18 protein-coding genes and 1 pseudogene are annotated in these 16,612 nt (G+C 67.3%); 12 read left to right on the top strand and 7 right to left on the bottom strand.

Annotated elements, in window-relative coordinates; genetic code table 11:
* The first annotated feature begins 63 nt into the window (after window positions 1–63).
* The 6 genes from FB468_RS00095 (at window position 64) to FB468_RS00070 (ending at window position 4,637) form a co-directional block, all read left to right on the top strand.
* On the top strand, window positions 64–1,020 hold the full coding sequence (locus FB468_RS00095) for an ABC transporter permease (protein WP_141885548.1): 957 nt from the start codon (window positions 64–66) through the stop codon (window positions 1,018–1,020).
* The gene (locus tag FB468_RS00090; protein WP_141885547.1) at window positions 1,017–1,865 is read left to right on the top strand and encodes an ABC transporter permease; all 849 of its coding nucleotides are present in this window, start codon (window positions 1,017–1,019) and stop codon (window positions 1,863–1,865) included. The genes FB468_RS00095 and FB468_RS00090 overlap by 4 nt, the downstream gene beginning before the upstream one ends.
* Window positions 1,862–2,668, top strand: coding sequence for an ATP-binding cassette domain-containing protein (locus FB468_RS00085; RefSeq protein ID WP_246055650.1), 807 nt, complete (start codon window positions 1,862–1,864; stop codon window positions 2,666–2,668). The genes FB468_RS00090 and FB468_RS00085 overlap by 4 nt, the downstream gene beginning before the upstream one ends.
* Entirely contained in the window at window positions 2,665–3,585 is a 921-nt protein-coding gene (locus FB468_RS00080; RefSeq protein ID WP_141885546.1) for an ABC transporter ATP-binding protein, read from the top strand. Before FB468_RS00085 ends, FB468_RS00080 begins: the two co-directional genes overlap by 4 nt.
* 2 nt (window positions 3,586–3,587) lie before the next feature.
* On the top strand, window positions 3,588–4,076 hold the full coding sequence (locus FB468_RS00075) for a YbaK/EbsC family protein (RefSeq protein ID WP_141885545.1): 489 nt from the start codon (window positions 3,588–3,590) through the stop codon (window positions 4,074–4,076).
* A 183-nt stretch (window positions 4,077–4,259) separates the two neighbouring features.
* Complete coding sequence (locus tag FB468_RS00070; RefSeq protein ID WP_141885544.1) at window positions 4,260–4,637, top strand: hypothetical protein; 378 nt, start codon at window positions 4,260–4,262, stop codon at window positions 4,635–4,637.
* Between the two features lie 808 nt (window positions 4,638–5,445).
* Here the strand turns inward: FB468_RS00070 and FB468_RS00065 are convergent.
* Window positions 5,446–5,685 (bottom strand): zf-HC2 domain-containing protein, encoded by a 240-nt coding sequence (locus FB468_RS00065; protein WP_141885543.1) that lies wholly within the window; start codon window positions 5,683–5,685, stop codon window positions 5,446–5,448.
* Entirely contained in the window at window positions 5,682–6,317 is a 636-nt protein-coding gene (locus FB468_RS00060) for a sigma-70 family RNA polymerase sigma factor (RefSeq protein ID WP_141885542.1), read from the bottom strand. The genes FB468_RS00065 and FB468_RS00060 overlap by 4 nt, the downstream gene beginning before the upstream one ends.
* Window positions 6,318–6,405: 88 nt before the next feature.
* On the opposite strand from FB468_RS00060, the gene aroA reads away from it, so the two are divergent.
* Genes aroA through bcp form a run of 4 tightly spaced genes read left to right on the top strand, consistent with a single transcriptional unit; the run spans window position 6,406 to window position 10,407 of the window.
* The gene (gene aroA, locus FB468_RS00055; RefSeq protein ID WP_141885541.1) at window positions 6,406–7,935 is read left to right on the top strand and encodes a 3-phosphoshikimate 1-carboxyvinyltransferase; all 1,530 of its coding nucleotides are present in this window, start codon (window positions 6,406–6,408) and stop codon (window positions 7,933–7,935) included.
* Window positions 7,936–7,939: 4 nt separating this feature from the next.
* The gene (gene rsgA / locus FB468_RS00050) at window positions 7,940–9,031 is read left to right on the top strand and encodes a ribosome small subunit-dependent GTPase A (protein ID WP_141885540.1); all 1,092 of its coding nucleotides are present in this window, start codon (window positions 7,940–7,942) and stop codon (window positions 9,029–9,031) included.
* A gap of 35 nt (window positions 9,032–9,066) precedes the next feature.
* A complete protein-coding gene (locus FB468_RS00045; RefSeq protein ID WP_141885539.1) occupies window positions 9,067–9,891 on the top strand; it encodes a hypothetical protein in 825 nt (274 codons plus the stop codon).
* 42 nt (window positions 9,892–9,933) lie between these two features.
* A complete protein-coding gene (gene bcp / locus FB468_RS00040; protein ID WP_141885538.1) occupies window positions 9,934–10,407 on the top strand; it encodes a thioredoxin-dependent thiol peroxidase in 474 nt (157 codons plus the stop codon).
* Between the two features lie 114 nt (window positions 10,408–10,521).
* On the opposite strand, the gene FB468_RS00035 is transcribed toward bcp, so the two are convergent.
* The gene (locus tag FB468_RS00035) at window positions 10,522–10,920 is read right to left on the bottom strand and encodes a hypothetical protein (protein ID WP_246055647.1); all 399 of its coding nucleotides are present in this window, start codon (window positions 10,918–10,920) and stop codon (window positions 10,522–10,524) included.
* Window positions 10,921–11,147: 227 nt separating this feature from the next.
* On the opposite strand from FB468_RS00035, the gene FB468_RS00030 reads away from it, so the two are divergent.
* The gene (locus FB468_RS00030) at window positions 11,148–11,396 is read left to right on the top strand and encodes a WhiB family transcriptional regulator (RefSeq protein ID WP_042543325.1); all 249 of its coding nucleotides are present in this window, start codon (window positions 11,148–11,150) and stop codon (window positions 11,394–11,396) included.
* A 173-nt stretch (window positions 11,397–11,569) separates the two neighbouring features.
* On the opposite strand, the gene argG is transcribed toward FB468_RS00030, so the two are convergent.
* The 4 genes from argG to FB468_RS00010 all read right to left on the bottom strand — a co-directional run bounded on the left by argG (window position 11,570) and on the right by FB468_RS00010 (window position 15,947).
* Window positions 11,570–12,991, bottom strand: a complete 1,422-nt coding sequence (gene argG, locus FB468_RS00025) for an argininosuccinate synthase (protein ID WP_141885536.1) — start codon at window positions 12,989–12,991, stop codon at window positions 11,570–11,572.
* Window positions 12,992–13,058: 67 nt separating this feature from the next.
* On the bottom strand, window positions 13,059–14,096 hold the full coding sequence (locus FB468_RS00020; protein WP_141885535.1) for a malate dehydrogenase: 1,038 nt from the start codon (window positions 14,094–14,096) through the stop codon (window positions 13,059–13,061).
* A 61-nt stretch (window positions 14,097–14,157) separates the two neighbouring features.
* Complete coding sequence (locus FB468_RS00015; protein ID WP_141885534.1) at window positions 14,158–14,982, bottom strand: serine hydrolase domain-containing protein; 825 nt, start codon at window positions 14,980–14,982, stop codon at window positions 14,158–14,160.
* Between the two features lie 128 nt (window positions 14,983–15,110).
* Window positions 15,111–15,947 carry an aldo/keto reductase gene (locus FB468_RS00010; protein ID WP_141885533.1) on the bottom strand — a complete coding sequence of 279 codons (837 nt, stop codon included), beginning with the start codon at window positions 15,945–15,947 and terminating at the stop codon, window positions 15,111–15,113.
* A 122-nt stretch (window positions 15,948–16,069) separates the two neighbouring features.
* Here FB468_RS00010 and FB468_RS00005 point away from each other — a divergent pair.
* A pseudogene (locus FB468_RS00005) lies at window positions 16,070–16,612 on the top strand (DEAD/DEAH box helicase); the annotation flags it as partial.

Genomic DNA, 16,612 nt, shown 5'->3' with positions numbered 1-16,612 from the left:
CCGAGCCCGAACACGTCTCACGCCTACGCACATAGGAGGCCCCAGAGTGAGTAGTCTCGGAACGTGACGCGATTCATCATTGGCCGCGCAGGCCTCCTGGCTCTCGCCTGGCTCGTCGCGAGCGTACTCATCTTCGCAACGTTGCGAATTCTTCCGGGCGACGTCGCCCAGGTCATTGGCGGCACCCAGGCATCCCCGGCCCAGGTCGAGGCGCTGCGCGAGCAGCTGGGCCTGAACCGACCGCTGTTCGCCCAGTACGTCGACTGGATCGGCGGCGTGCTGCGCTTCGATCTCGGGCACTCCGTCGTCACGGGAACAGAGATCTCCTCCGAACTCGCCGAGAAGGCGGAGGTCACCATTCCGCTGACGATCATGTCGCTCGCCGTCGTCTTGCTCGTGGCGCTGCCGCTCGGGGTGTTCGCCGCGTACCGCAATTCGACGACGCTCGGGCAGCTCGTGTCGGCCTCGAGCGTGCTCGCCTCCGCGATCCCTGTCGTGTGGGCGGGCCTCCTCGGCACGCTGGTGCTCTCGTCGTGGCTCGGGTGGCTGCCGTCCCAGGGGTTCCCGCAAGACGGGTGGGAGCGGCCGTTCCAAGCGTTCCGGTCACTCGTGCTGCCCGCCCTCACGATCGGCCTCATCGAGGGCGCGATCCTCTTCCGGCTCGTGCGAAGCGCGACGCTGCGCGCGCTCGACGCTGACCACGTGCGCACCGCGATGTCGCAGGGGAACTCCAGGCTCCGCGCGCTCCTCACGCAGGGGCTCCCGGGCGTCGGGCTGTCGATCATCTCGATGCTTGGCCTCCAGGCGGCGGCGCTGCTCGTCGGTGCCGTCGTCGTCGAGCAGCTGTTCAGCCTCCCGGGCCTCGGCACAATGCTCGTTTCCGACGTCGGCGAGCGCGACCTCCCGAAGGTCCAGTCGACGCTCTTGGTACTCACCTCCGTGATTCTCGTCATGGGGGCTCTCGTCGATGTGGTGCACCGCATCATCGACCCGCGGCTCCGGGCGGAGGGCGAAGAATGAAGACGCTCCGAAAAGTCATGCGAAAGCCCGTCGGTGTTTTCGCGGTCGGCGTGCTTGTGCTCGTCGCCTGCGTGTCGATCGCCTCGTACTTCTGGCTGCCACAAGACCCGAACCACGCGACCGGCAACGTGTGGCTGCCACCGTCGGGCGAGCACTGGCTCGGCACCGACGGCAGCGGCCGCGACATCGCATCACGCCTCATCGCCGGCAGCCGCGTCTCCTTCGGGGTCGCGCTGGGCACCGGCGCACTCGCGAGCCTCATCGGCTTCGTGCTCGCGCTGCTCGGCGGGCTCGGGGGGCGCCCAGTCCGCGAGGTTGTGGCGGTCGGCATCGACGTGCTCGTCGCGTTCCCGACCACGCTCCTCGCGATCATGCTCACCGCGGTCTTCGGCAGTGGCATTCCGATCGTCGTCGCCGCGCTCGGGGTCGCGTTCGGCGTCTCCATGGGGCGCGTACTGCGCGCCGAGTTCCGGCAGGTGCAGGGCGCCGACTTCGTGGTCGCCGCCCAGGTCGCCGGGCTCTCGCGCACCCGGATCCTGTTCCGCCACCTCATCCCGAGCGTGCTCCCCGTCTACATCGTGCAGGTCACCTGGACGATGGGCACGGCGGTGCTCGCTGAGGCGAGCCTGAGCTACCTCGGGTTCGGCGCCCCGAAAGACGTGCCCTCATGGGGCGGAATGCTCGCGTCGACGCAGCGCTTCGTGTCCGTCTACCCGGAGACCGTGGTGTGGCCGGGCCTTGCGATCACGGTCACGGTGCTCGCGTTCTTCCTGTTTGGCGACCAGCTTCGAGACGCGCTCGACATGCGCGAGCCTGCCGATGAGACCGCGGAGGTGCCCCGGTGAACGAACAGCACGACACTGTGGAGACGGGCGCGACCGAGCTCGAGGTCAAGGATCTCAGGGTCTCGATTGGCGGCACCGAGATTCTGCACGGTATCAGCTTCTACCTCGAGGCCGGCGAGCGGCTCGGCATCATCGGCGGCTCGGGCTCGGGCAAGACGATGACGGCGCTCGCAATTGCCGGCCTCCTCCCCCGCGAGGCGACGGTGAGCGGCTCGGTGCGGGCGAACGGGCGCGAGCTGCTCGGGCTGAGCGACCGCGAGCTCGCGGCGATTCGCGGCGACCGCATTGGCATGGTCTTCCAGGAGCCGAAGACAGCGCTGAGCCCGTTCCGTCGGCTCGGAACCCAAATGACGGAGGCGCTCGCGATCCACTACCACCTCGGTCGCGCTCAGCGGCGCGAGGCGGCGCTCAGGCTTGCGCGGCAGGTCGGGCTCCGCGATCCTGAACGTATCGTTCGCGCCTACCCGCACGAGGTGTCGGGCGGCCAGCGGCAGCGAGCGGCGATCGCCGCGGCGATCTCGGCGTCGCCTGGCCTGCTGCTCGCTGACGAACCGACGACCGCGCTCGACGTGACCGTGCAGCGCGGCATCCTCGAGCTGTTTACCGAAATCACCGACCGCGACGAGTGCTCCCTCGTCTGCATCACGCACGACATCGCTGTCGTGAATCAGGTCGCCGAGCGCGTGCTCGTGTTCGCCGACGGGCAGATCGTCGAGCAGGGCAGCGTGCGAGAGATTCTCGAGCGCCCCACCCACGAGGTCACCCAGGCGCTCATCGCAGCGGCAGGAGGGGAAGCCGCATGAACGACCAGACGCCGGCCGCCACTTGGACGGGCAGTACCCCTTGGACCGGGCAGTTAAACCTCCCGGACGCGGAGCAGCGCGCCCGCGAGGCAGGCCACCCGCTCGTCGAGCTCACTGACGTCTCGAAGGAGTTTCGCACCCCGGCACGCAAGCTCTTCGAGCGCGGCCAGGTCGTACGCGCCCTCGACGGCGCCTCGCTCACGATCGAGCGCGGCGAGAGCGTCGCAATCGTCGGGGAATCAGGATCGGGCAAGACCACACTCATCAGGCAGCTCCTCGGCCTGAGCAAGCCGACCACCGGCACCATCCGCTTCGCGGGCCGCGAGGTCGACGCACGTTCTGGCGACCTGGGCTGGCTGCGCCGCCGCACCGGCCTCGTCTTCCAAGACCCGTACTCGTCGTTCAACCCGCGGCGCACCATCGAACAGTCGGTCTCCGAGTCGCTCGAGGGCGCAGGGGTCGCCGGCGACCACGGCGCGATGGTGCGCGCCGTGCTGGAGCTCGTCGGCCTGCCTGCGAGCGCCGCGACCCGCTACCCCGATGCGTTTTCCGGCGGGCAGCGGCAGCGCATCGCCGTCGCCCGAGCGATTGTGCACGGGCCCGAGCTGCTCGTCGGCGACGAACCGGTGAGTGCGCTCGACGTGCTCGTGCGGGCGCGCGTGCTCGGCCTCCTCGCCGAGCTGCGGGAAGAGTTCGGGCTCACCCTCGTGACGATCACGCACGACCTCGGCATCGTGCCGCAGCTCGCTGAGCGCACGGTGGTCATGCAGGGCGGCAAGATCGTCGAGGACGGGCCGACCGCCGAGCTTCTCGAAGCCCCAACGCACCCGTACACACGGGAGCTCGTCGCCTCGCGGCTGCGGCTCCCCGACACCACCTGGCGCGGCGAGGCCAGCGCCCCACCGAGCGAAGGATAGACATGAGCATCGACACCGTGCGCACCCACCTGCTGGCGCAGGGCTGGAACGGAAGCATTCTCGAGTTCGCCGAGTCGAGCGCGACGGTCGAGCTCGCCGCGAAACAGGCCGGCACCGAGCCAGCGCGCATCGCGAAGACGCTCGCGTTTGCAAGCACGACCGACGAGCCCGGCGCAATCCTCGTCGTCGCTGCGGGCGACGCGAAGGTCAACGGCGGCATGTTCAAACGCGAGTTCCGCGCGAAGCCGAGCATGCTGAAGTTCGACGACGTTGAGCGGCTCACCGGCCACCCCGTCGGCGGCGTGTGCCCGTTTGCGAACCCCGACGAGGCACGCGTCTACCTCGACGCATCGCTCAGGCGCTTCGCGACAGTGTTCCCGGCCGCGGGCAGCGCGAACTCAGCCGTCGAGCTGACGATCGCCGAGCTTGAGGAGCTCAGCGACGCGCTCGGATGGGTCGACGTCTGCACCGGCTGGCACGACGAGGAGTAACCGGGCTAGACGGTGAGGCCTCGGAGGCTAATGCGGCCCCGGGGCCGGTGCGTTTGATGGGTGCGTGCGTGTGTCTCTTTGAACACTCACACGTTGGACCCCGCGCCACAGGTCAGACCGCTTTCGACAACACAATTCACGTCAACTGTTGCAAACATGATTGCCCCCTGAAATGATGTGCGTATGGTTCAGTTCAGTCCCGAGGCTGCCGACGGCCTCGTGAAAGCCGCTGAGCGCGCCGCGTCCACGCTCCGCGTTCAGGGTTGGTCTCGATCCCAGCTCGCCTCGCACGCGTGCGAGGGCTTTTCCGGCCGTCACGCACGCCCTTCCACTGAACTCTGCACCGTTGAAGCGGCGATCCCCGGCGTGGGAACAGTGGTCGGAGGTTTGATCGGCGGATTTGCCGGGACTACCGCCGGCCAATGGCTGGGTGATCAGATCAAGGACGTTGCCGGAAAGGCGACCCAAGGCGTCGCTGACGCTGCAACTAAGATCGGTGCGGGTATAGCCGTTGGCCCGCAATCGGCCGGTATATTCTTCGGAGGGTTGTTCGGTACCTGATGATCCTGTGGACTCTATTCGGCGGGCTTCTCTCGCTCGCGGCGCTTGGCTTCTGGGTGAGATGGTTACTCACTCCATCTTCTTCAACCTGGCACCAAGGGTACTTGCGTTCTACGCTGATGTACGGGGTGCCTGGTTTCCTTATGGGACTCTCGGTGATCTTGTTGATGCGCTTCGCCGAGAATGTGGGAGTCCCAAATCCACTAGTCACTCGCGTCGCCGCGCTCCCCGTTCTCGCATGCCTCGCACTTGGCGCACTCGTACTCCTGGTCTACGCGGGCGTCCCGGCTCCGCCATTCTGCGTTCCGAAGTGGATTCGCGCGCACGACCAGGAGCGACGCGGGCGACGCCGCGCGCGCAAGCGGCAAAAGGCCCGGAGGCGAGGCGTAGCGCGAGGTACGGGAGACGTGCGTCCGAAGGGAGACTGATGCCGAACAGCGCTACGCATAGTTTGGGCGGCGACGAGGTCTTCGTCAGGGAAGCGGAATTCCCATGGGAGCTCCGGCTTGCCCCCGGCTGGACGGCTGATGTCTCCGGAGCCAGGGAAGGCAGGAACTGCGCGAGCACACCCTAGCGTGGCTAGACACGCCATCCGGAGTGATCGTCCCGTTCCAACAGGGCGGCGTCTTCACGCGGCAACAGTTCGCGCTAACCCTGATGCCATCCTGGCTCGTCTGGAAGAACATTCTTGACGTCCTCCCAACCAGTGAGGATGTGGAGTTGTGGAACGAGCTCGCCGCCGCGACAGCGTCCGAACGAGTGAGGTTCGGGACCCGACCACCCCCGAGGATGGCCTGGCCCGGTAAAGCTAGACGGTGAGGCCTCGGAGAATCGCGTCTCGCAGGTCTGCTGGCGCAGCGCCGTCGCGTTCTTCTTCGCAGGCACGGCGTACGGCTGAGGTGAGGCGCGCGCAGACGCTCTGCTCGTTCTGGCAGTCGGCACAGTGCTCGAGGTGCTCCCGGATCGGGGCCGATTCCTCAGCGCACAGCTCACCGCGCAGCAACTCATAAATGTTGGCTTTGGCTTTGTCGCATCCGCAGTCGCTCATCGCGCGGCTCCCTTCGTTGTCGGTGTTTTGGTCGCCTGTTCGGCTCTGTCTAGTCCAACGCCCTGCTCGCGCGCGTATTCCCCAAGCACCTGCCTGAGCTTCGCCCGTCCACGGTGGAGGCGACTCATGACGGTGCCGATCGGCACCTCCTGAATGTCTGCGATCTCCTGGTAGCTGAAGCCCTCAACGTCGGCGAGGTAGACGGCCATCCGGAAATCTTCGGCCAGGTCATTCAGCGCGCTCGTCACGACCGAATCGGGCGTGCGATCGATCGCTTCAGCCTCCGCCGACTGCGATGCCATCGCGGTCGTCGACTCGGCGCCTCCCAGCTGCCAGTCCTCAAGCTCCTCGACCGCCCCCAGGAAGGGCTGGCGCTGCTTCTTGCGGTATGTGTTGATGTAGCTGTTCGTCATGATACGGTACAGCCAGGCCTTCAGGTTCGTGCCCTCTTGGAACGAGGCAAACGCCTGGTAGGCCTTCAGAAAGGTCTCCTGCACGAGATCCTGCGCATCCTGCGGGTTGCGTGTCATCTTCATCGCGGCGCCAAACAGCTGGTCAAGCAGCGGCAACGCCTCGTCGGCGAAGCGGGCCTTGAGGGTCGCGGACTCGTCGTCCTGTTCGTGGCTCTTCACTCTTCGATCCTAACCACCCCTCGCTATGAATCCCGTCATCTGGCGACTTCCCTACGCTCTCGGTGCGAAGCCCGGTAAGCTCAGACTGATGCTGGCAGCAAAATTGAACCGCGGAAACGAAGACGACGGCAAGAGCTCGGGCGATATTCCCGACGACGTCGTCGAAGCTTGGGCTGCCCCGGCAGCCGACACTGACTCCGCGGGTGACCGCGCCGCGCTCAACGCGTACGTGCCGCTCCCCGGCTCGAAGTCATTGACGGGGCGCGAGCTGATCCTCTCCGCGCTCGCGGATGAGCCCGGCACGCTCCGCGTTCCGCTGCACTCGCGCGACACCGACCTCATGGTTGAGGCGCTGCGCCTCCTCGGCACGTCGATCGACCCATTGCCGGGCAAGAACCCCTACGGCCCCGACCTCCGGGTCACCCCCGCCGCCGAGCTCACGGGCTCCACGAGCATCGATTGCGGTCTCGCTGGCACCGTGATGCGTTTCGTGCCGGCGGTCGCGGCGCTCGCCCTCGGGCCGGTCTCGTTCGATGGTGACCCCTACGCCCGCAAGCGCCCCATGCGCCCGGTGCTCGACGCGCTGCGAGCGCTCGGCGCTGACATCTCAGACGATGGCCGGGGCGCGCTGCCCTTCACCGTGCACGGCGGTGGCGGGCTTCGCGGTGGTCGCGTCGAGGTCGACGCTTCGCTGTCGAGCCAGTTCGTGTCAGCGCTGCTGCTCTCGGCCCCCCGCTTTGAGCAGGGCGTGCACGTCGTCCACACCGGCGAGCGGCTGCCGAGCGTGCCGCACATCGAGATGACGCTTGAGGCGCTGCGTGCCCGCGGCGTCGAGGCTGACTCCCCCGCGACCGGTGAGTGGCGAGTGAAGCCCGGCCCGATCGGTGCTCGCGACATCACGATTGAGCCCGACCTCTCGAACGCCGCCCCGTTCCTCGCGGCGGCGCTCGCGGTCGGGGGAACCGTGACCATCCCGCACTGGCCAGCCGAGACGACGCAGGTGGGCGACAAACTGCGCGACCTTCTCCCCGAGTTCGGCGGTATCGCCGTGCTCGAACACGGCGCGCTCACGGTCACGGGAACGGGCGCGCTCCGCGGCGTGAACATCCACATGCCCGACGCCGGCGAACTCTCGCCCACCCTCGTCGGCCTCGCGGCGCTCGCGGCGCTGCCCCGCCCCGATGGCTCGCCTGGCGAGCCGAGCACGATCACCGGCATCGGCCACACTCGCCACCACGAGACCGACCGCATCGCTGCGCTCGTCGCGGAGATCAACGGGCTCGGCGGCCGAGCTGAGGAGCTCGAGGACGGCATCGCGATCCACCCCGCGGAGCTGCACGGCGGGCCGTGGCGCGCGTACGCTGACCATCGCATTGCGACGACGGGAGCGCTCATCGGCCTCCTCGTCCCCGGGGTGCTGATCGACGACATCGCATCGACGTCGAAGACCCTCCCCGAGTTCCCTGAGCTCTGGCACGGCTTGCTCGGCGCTGACAGCGACACCGACCGCGACCCGCTCGGCTTCGGGCTCGACATCGCCGCCGAGGGCGCCGTTTCGGGCGCCCAGATCGCCGGCGGCCTCGGGCGCATCGCGCGCGGCTTCCTCGAAGGGATCTGACCGCGTGAGCTGGTTCAACGTCGACGACGATGACGACGCCCCCTACGGCGAGTACGCGGACCACGAGGTGCGGGCGCGCCCAAACCCGAAGGCCAACCGGCCCCGGACGAAGCGCCGTCCCGAGCACTCCGACGCCGTCATCGGCATGGTGACCGCGGTCGACCGCGGCCGCTACACCGCGCTCGTGCCCGCGACCCCGGCGGTAAAGGGCGGGCCGAAGGCGCTCCCCGAACGCGTCGTCGTCGCCGCGCGCGCCCGCGAGCTGCGGAAAACGGCGATCGTCATCGGCGACCGGGTGCAGCTCGTCGGCGACGTGTCAGGGACGGAGGGGTCGCTTGCGCGCATCGTCTCGGTTGAGGATCGCGCGACGGTGCTTCGGCGCAGCGCCGACGACAGCGACCGCGTCGAGCGCATCATGGTCGCCAACGCCGAGCAGATGCTCATCGTTGTCGCCGCCGCGAACCCCGAGCCGCGCGTACGTCTCGTCGACAGGTACCTCGTCGCGGCGTACGACGCCGGGATCCAGCCCCTCATCTGCCTGACCAAGATCGACCTCGCAGACCCAGAACCGTTCCTCGAGAACTTCGCCGCGCTCGAGGTCCCGGTCTTTCGTTCGGCCCCCGGCGCGTGGGAGGACGACTCGACGGAGGGCGTGCTCTCGCAGATCCGGGAGACGCTTGCCGGCAAGACCACGGTGTTTGTCGGCCACTCTGGCGTCGGAAAGTCGACGCTCATCAACGCGCTCGTCCCGGAGGCCGACCGCGCGACGGGCCACGTGAACGAGGTCACGGGCCGCGGCCGCCACACCTCATCCTCGTCCGTCGCACTCAGCGCGCCTACCCCGGGGGCCGCCGGGGGCGACACCGGCTGGGTCATCGATACCCCCGGCGTGCGCTCCTTTGGGCTGGGCCATGTGACAAGCGATGGCATTCTGCGCGGGTTCACCGACCTGATCCCACTCCTCGACGCTTGCCCGCGCGGCTGCACTCACACCGACGAGGCGCCGGACTGCGAGCTCGACCTCGCGATCGCTGACGGCCGACTCGACGCACTCGGCGCGAGGCGGGTCGAGTCGCTCCGCCGCCTACTGAAGTAGCCCGGGTTCTCACGCGCTCCGCGTAAACTGGGGCCATGACTGACGAGCAGCCTCAGCAGCCCCCGACCCCGCGCTACGCGCCGCCGCATGCCCAGGCGCCTGGGCATGCGCCCGCTGCGCCGGGCTATCCCCCGCAGGTCGTGCCTAAGCCGTTGCCCGACCTCGCTCGGGGCTACCAGTCGCTCGTGGCGTTCACGCAGCCGCTCTTGAGCGTCGTGTTCCCAGTACTCGGGCTATTCCTGCTCGGGGTCTACGGCCTGGGACTCGGCGCATGGGCCGGCCTCGCGGGCCCATCACTCATGCTCGCGTTCATCGGCTGGCTCTGCATCGTCGGCGGCGTCGTCACCAGCGGCGTTATCGTCCGCCGGATGGTCAAGGACTTCGTTCGTTCCGGTAGTTACTTCAGCGCCCTGCTGTGGCTCGGGATCATCGTGCCGAGCTTTGGCCTGATCCTCATCCTCATCTCCCCGCTCGCGAGCCCGTACGCGATCACCTCGGGTTCGCTCAACGGGTTTCCGATGCTCGGACTCTTCGTCGTCTGTGTCATCCTCACGCCGCTCGTCGGCCTCACGCAGGCGATGAGCGTGCGCCGCGTGGAGCGGGGGTTCGGGGCCGCCGGAGTGTCTGCGCTCTGGGCGTTCCAGCAGGGCAACCTCTCGCGCGAGCACCAGTACCTCGCGCAGTTCGCGGTGCCGCAGCAGTTCGCGGTGCCGCAGCAGTTCGCGCAGCCGCAGCAGTTCGCGCAGCCGTCGCCATACGGGCAGCAGCCGCCATACGGGCAGCAGCCGCCACACGGGCAGCAGGCGCCGTACGGCCAGCAGCCGCCTGCCAGCGACTCCGGGCAGCCGGGTCTCAGGTAGAGCCCGTGCCCCTTGTCCCTGGTCGCCGCTAGGCTGGGGTGCATGACTGAACGTGTGATCCTTGAGCCAGGTATGCCCGCCCCCGACTTCACGCTGCTCGACCAAGATGGCACCGAACGAAGCCTCAGCGAGTTCCGTGGCTCGAAGCTCGTCATCTTCTTTTACCCCCAGGCGATGACGCCCGCGTGCACGACTGAAGCCTGCGAGTTTCAGGAGTCCACGGCCCCGCTCGCAGCGGCAGGCTACAGCGTTATCGGCGTTTCGCGCGACGCGGTCGACAAGCTGAAGCGCTTCGCCGAGCGCGATGGCCTCGAGTACCCGCTGCTCAGCGACCCCGATACCGCGGTGCACCGCGCGTACGGCACGTTCGGCGAGAAGAACAGCTACGGGCGAATCGTCGAGGGCGTGATCCGTTCGACCTTCGTCATTGACGAAGAGGGCAAGGTTGAGCGCGCGCTCTACAACATCAAGGCAACCGGTCACGTCGCTCGCGTGCTGAAGATGGTGGGCGTCTAGCGGCGCGACCGGCAACCGTTCCTCCACCAAGCGTTCATCCCGCTGCGCCTCTGGGCCCGGCGGGATGAACTGTTGCGCCGCCGTCCGAAGCCCGAAGAGCGGGCTGTGCGAGGGCTAGCTGGGCTGCGGCGCGCCCTGTGCGGGCTTTCCGACGAGGATCGCAGCCGCGAATCCGGCGACCGCGAGAACAAGGAGCAGCGCGCCGATCGCGGGCGTCCCGAGGATGCCTTGGAACACCCCGAGGGCGGCGGCGAACATGAGCACGTGGATGGTCACGGCCGAACCGCGCACCCAACTCCCCTGTCGCCGCAACGATCCGAGAAGGGTGATCGCGACCCACACACACGAAATAATAACGCTGAGCAGCAAGCTGATCCAGAGCGGGGCGAGCGCTTCACGTTCTGGCCCGGCCGCCGGAAACGTCGGAATCATGGTCACGACGAGCGCGAGACCCAGCACCAACTCGACGGCGAGTGCTGCTGCGAGCACAACCCAGGCGGAGCGTGAGCGCATATTCGTCACCATACCTATTCGTTTCCTGAAACAACAGCAAAAAGCCTATTGTCTTTCGTTCAATTCCGTGGAACCATATATTCATCAAGAGTTTCGCGCACGCCGGTGTGAGCATTCTCAGTCACGTTGACAAAAGGCAACGCGCGATCTCTCTTAGGCTACCTGGTCTTTGCTGATTAGCGCGTGTACAGATTGAGCATCGCACGTGCGACGCAGAGGAGGTAAGTATGGATTGGCGTGAACAGGCTGCGTGCCTGACCGTAGATCCCGAGCTGTTCTTTCCGGTTGGAAACACCGGGCCGGCAGTGGATCAGATTGAGCGAGCCAAGGCCGTCTGCGCCCGCTGCCCAGTGACGGAAATGTGCCTCCAGTACGCAATGGACACCGGCCAGGATTCCGGTGTCTGGGGCGGCCTCAGCGAGGACGAGCGCCGCGCTCTCAAGCGTCGCGCAGCACGCGCCCGCCGCGCTTCCTAAGCGTCTCCCGCCGCTCACGCGGCCGCAAGCGAGTCCCGGTTCCTGAAAGGGCACCGGGACTCGCTGCGTTGTGCGGGGTCGCCCCGGATACGGCTGTGGGCCGCGTCCGACCGAAGTCAGGCGCGGCCCACAGCCGTTCGTCCGTAGTCCGCTGCCGAATCGGCAGCCTGCCGTTAGTCGGTGCCGGAGTCGAACGCAGCCGCGAGGCCGAGCTCGTCACCGTTCTCGTCGATGCCGCCGACAGCGGTCGCGATCTCGTCTGCACCGCCAGCCTCAAGCTTGCCGACGAGCTCAGCAGTCGCGCCCCCGACGAGGCCCATCGCCGCGTACTGCTCGAGGCGCTGACGCGAGTCAGCAATGTCGAGGTTACGCATGGTGAGCTGACCGATGCGGTCCTCAGGGCCGAAGGCTGCACCCACGGTGCGCTCCATCGAGAGCTTCTCGGGGTGGTAGCTGAGGTTCGGGCCCTCGGTGTTGAGAATCGTGTAGTCGTCGCCACGGCGAAGGCGCAGCGTGACCTCGCCCGTGACTGCCGAGCCAACCCAGCGCTGCAGCGCCTCGCGGAGCATGAGTGACTCGGGGTCGAGCCAGCGGCCCTCGTACATGAGGCGACCGAGCTTGCGGCCGTCGTTGTGGTACGAAGCGAGGGTGTTCTCGTTGTGGATCGCGTTGACGAGGCGTTCGTACGTGATGTGCAGCAGGGCCATGCCCGGTGCCTCGTAGATGCCGCGCGACTTCGCCTCGATGATGCGGTTCTCGATCTGGTCGGAGATACCGAGGCCGTGGCGGCCACCGATCGCGTTTGCTTCATACACGAGCGCTACGGGATCGTCGTACTCGACGCCGTTGATCGCGACGGGGCGACCTGCCTCGAACCGAACCGAGACCTCCTCGGTGACGACCTCAACGTCTTCGCGCCATGCAGCGACGCCCATGATGGGGGTCACGATGTCGAGCCCGTTGTCGAGGAACTCGAGATGCTTCGCCTCGTGGCTTGCGCCCCAGATGTTGGCGTCGGTCGAGTACGCCTTCTCGGCCGAGTCGCGGTACGGGTAGCCGTGCGCGACGAGCCACTCGCTCATCTCGTGGCGGCCGCCGAGCTCTTCAACGAACTGGCTGTCGAGCCACGGCTTGTAGATGCGCAGCGACGGGTTCGCCATGAGACCGTAGCGGTAGAAACGCTCGATGTCGTTGCCCTTGTAGGTCGAGCCGTCGCCCCAGATGTCGACGCCGTCTTCCTTCATCGCGCGGACGAGCAGTGTGCCCGTCACTGCGCGGCCGACGGGGGTCGTGTTGAAGTAGGTCTTGCCGCCCGAGCGAACGTTGAACGCGCCAGTCTGCAGCGCCACGAAGCCTTCCTCGACGAGAGCGCGCTTCGCGTCGACGTGACGCGCGATCTCTGCGCCGTACTCCTTCGCGCGGGCCGCGACACCGTCGAGGTCTGGCTCGTCGTACTGGCCAATGTCTGCGGTATAGGTGCAGGGAATCGCACCGTTTTCGCGCATCCATGCAACGGCGCATGAGGTGTCGAGACCACCGGAGAACGCGATACCAACGCGCTCGCCTACAGGAAGGGAAGAAAGAACTTTGGACATGCTTCTATCTTACGGGTGCTTGACGTACCGGGTGGACGCTTCCGGAGCGGGTGGGCCCGGGTGGCTGTCAGATGAGACCGAGCGCCGCCACTTGATCGCGCTCGGCGGCCAGCTCGGCGACGGAGGCGTCGATCCGCGCTCGCGAGAATTCGTCGACGCTGAGCCCCTCGACGACTTGCCACTGTCCGTTGATCGAGCGCGCCGGAACCGAGGCGATGAGGTCCTCTGGAATCCCGTAGGCGCCCGTTGACGGGAGCGAGACCGAGGTCCACGGCGCCGGGGCGCCGGACGTCGCAGCCGCGTTGCCCGTGCCGAGCACCCAATCGCGGACGTGGTCGATAGCCGCGTTCGCCGCCGATGCTACGGACGAGCCGCCGCGCACCTCAATGATTTCGGCCCCGCGCTTCGCGACCCGGTCTGCGTAGGCGCCGCGGCCCCACTCTGCCCCGACGACGTCGAGCGCTGGACGCCCCGCCACCGTTGCGTGGCTGAGGTCTGGGTACTGTGTTGTCGAGTGGTTGCCCCAGATCGTCACCCCGGAGATGTCTGCGACCGCGGCGCCCGCGCGCTCGGCGAGCAGGCCGACCGCACGGTTGTGGTCGAGCCGCGTGAGCGCGGTGAAGCGGTCGGCGGGCACGTCAGGCGCATTCCGTTGTGCGATCAGCGCGTTAGTGTTCGCGGGGTTGCCGACGACGAGCACCCTGACGTCTTCCGCCGCGTGATCGTTGATCGCACGCCCCTGCGGGCCGAAGATCGCACCGTTCGCTGCGAGGAGGTCGGCGCGTTCCATTCCAGCCGTGCGGGGGCGCGAGCCGACAAGCAGGGCGACGTTTGCCCCGTCGAAACCCCGCTCGGGCGCCGTGGCAATGTCGACGCTCGCGAGCAGCGGGAAGGCACAGTCGGTGAGTTCGAGGGCCGCGCCCTCGGCGCCCTTCACGCCCTGCGGGATTTCGAGCAGCCGAAGCGCGACGGGTTGGTCGGGGCCGAACATGGCCCCCGACGCGATTCGGAACATCGCCGCGTACCCGATCTGGCCGCCCGCCCCCGAGATCGTGACGGTGATGGGTGCGGGGCTGCCTGCACCGCCCACTGTTGATGAGGTCATCTTGGCTCCGTTCGCTGCGCTGCTGTCAGTGGTGAAATTTTGGTGGCGCTCTCTGGTGGCTTTATGCGTTGAGGCGTGCGTATTCCGCGAGCACCGCGTCTGAGAACGGCGGCCAGACCTCAGCCGACCACTCGCCGAAGTTGCGGTCAGCGAGGCCGACGCACGCGAGCCCCGCGACGGGATCGACCCACAGGAACGTGCCCGCCTGGCCGAAGTGGCCAAACGTCTGCGGGCTATTCGTGCTACCCGTCCAGTGCGGTGCCTTCGAATCCTTGATCTCAAAGCCAAGGCCCCAGTCGTTCGGGCGCTGGCGGCCGTAGCCAGGCAGCACGCCGTCGATCCCGGGGAACACGACCTGGGTCGCCTGCGCGATCGTCTCAGGGTGCAGAATGCTCGGATTCTGCAGTTCCGCGGCAAAGCGCGACAGGTCGGCGGCGGTCGAGACCCCGCCAGCGGCGGGGCTGCCCGTGAGCTTCGTGGAGTGCATGCCGAGGGGCTCGAGCAGCCCCTCCCGCAGGTATTCCGCGAACGGCATCTCGGCGCGCTCCGTAAAAGTCTCAGCGAGCACGTCGATGCCGAGGTTTGAGTAGATGCGTCGCTGGCCGGGGCGGCTTCGCACGGTGTCTTCCGAGAAGTCGAGCCCCGAGGCGTGCGCGAGTAGGTGCCGAATCGTGGAACCTTCGGGGCCCGCCGGGTCGTCGAGTTCGAGCGCCCCCTCCTCGATCGCGAGCAGGATCGCGCTGGCGCTCAACAGCTTCGTCACCGAGGCGAGGGCGAACTGCCTCTCTTGGTCCCCTCGAGAACCCACAACCGTTCCGTCTTTCGCGATGACGGCAACGGCAGCGTTGTCGACGGGCCAGGTATCGATGAGGCTCAGACTCTCCATAACTCCACGCTACTCCGTCGGCCCGAGAGCCCCGCAACTTTGTCTACGGATTGACGTAGTTCACACCCCTCCAAGTACGTCAAAACCGAGACAAAGCTGGGGTGAAGGGCCAGGTGGCAGGTGCCCTCCTACCGGGCGTCCATCTCGTGCGGGTTCGACCCGAAGTTCTTCTGCTCGTCGAGGGCGTCAATCGCGGCCATCTCGGCGTCCGAGAGTTCGAAGTCGAAGATCTGTGCGTTCTCCACCATGCGCTCGGCGCGCACGGTCTTGGGGAACACGATGCGCCCCTGCTGCGCGTGCCAGCGGAGGATCACCTGAGCCGGGGTCTTCGAGTGCGCGGCAGCGGCGTCAGCGATTGCCGGGCGCTCGAACAGGTCTGACTTGCCCTGCGCGAGCGGCCCCCAGGCCTCAATGCGGATGCCCTTGGACTCGCAGTACTCAACGAGTTCGCGGCGCTGGTGCAGCGGGTGCAGCTCGATCTGGTTCACGGTCGGCACGACGCCGGTCTCCGAGATGATCTCCTCAAGGTCAGAGATCTCGAAGTTCGAGACACCGATCGAGGCCGCGCGCCCCGACTCGTGGATCTTCAGCAGCGACTTCCACGCGGTGAGCGCCTCGCCAAACATCGGCTGCGGCCAGTGCACGAGGTAGAGGTCAACGCGGTCAAGCCCGAGCTTCTCGAGGCTCTCGGCGAAGGCCTCCTCGCCGCGGGTCTGGTCGCTGTTCCAAAGCTTCGTGGTCACGAACAGCTCGTCGCGCGGGATGCCGCTCGCGGCGATCGCAGCCCCCACCTCGGCCTCGTTCCGGTAGATCGCGGCGGTATCGATGTGACGGTAGCCTGCGGCGAGCGCGTCGGCGACAACGCGCTCCGCTTCGCCTGGGTCGACCTTGAAGACGCCCAGCCCGAGCTGGGGAATCTCGGTGCCGTCGTGCAGGGTGATGTTCGGGATATCGAGTGCAGCCACAGTCTCTCCTTGAAGTCGAATGGGTGCCAGTCTATGACTCGCGCGATAATGGATCCTGTTATGTCGAACCCCGAAAGCCACGCCCCCGCATCGAGTTCCCGAGGAACCTCCCGGTCTCGCAGATGCGAGACGAAATCCAGCAGGCGATCTCCGACCACCAGGTCGTCATCGTCGCGGGCGAGGACGGGGTCGGGAAAGACCACGCAGCTCCCGAAGATCGCGCTCGCGCTCGGCCGCGAGCGGATCGCGCACACGCAGCCCGCGCAGGATCGCCGCCCGCACATCGCCGAGCGCATCGCCGAGGAGACCGGCACGAGCTGGGCGGACTCGTGGGCTACCAGGTGCGGTTCAACTGATCAAGGCCGTCGAAGGACCGGAAGATCCGGCTGATGACCTGACGGCATTCTGCTGAACGCGATCCACCGCGACCGCGATCTCAAGGCGTACGACACGATCATCATCGACGAGGCGCACGAGCGTTCGCTGAACATCGACTTCCTGCTCGGATATTTGCGCACGCTGTTGCCCCCGCCGCCCCGACCTGAAGGTGATCATTACGTCGGCGACGATCGATCCCGAATCGTTCGCGAAGCACTTCGCCGACCACCGCACGGGCGAGCCCGCCCCGATCATTGAGGTGTCGGGCCGCACCTACCCCGTCGAGA

This window comes from Leucobacter komagatae (genome assembly GCF_006716085.1).
Lineage (GTDB): Bacteria > Actinomycetota > Actinomycetes > Actinomycetales > Microbacteriaceae > Leucobacter > Leucobacter komagatae.
Note: the sequence above shows the minus strand (reverse complement) of the source record. Positions and strands in the feature narration are given on the sequence as shown.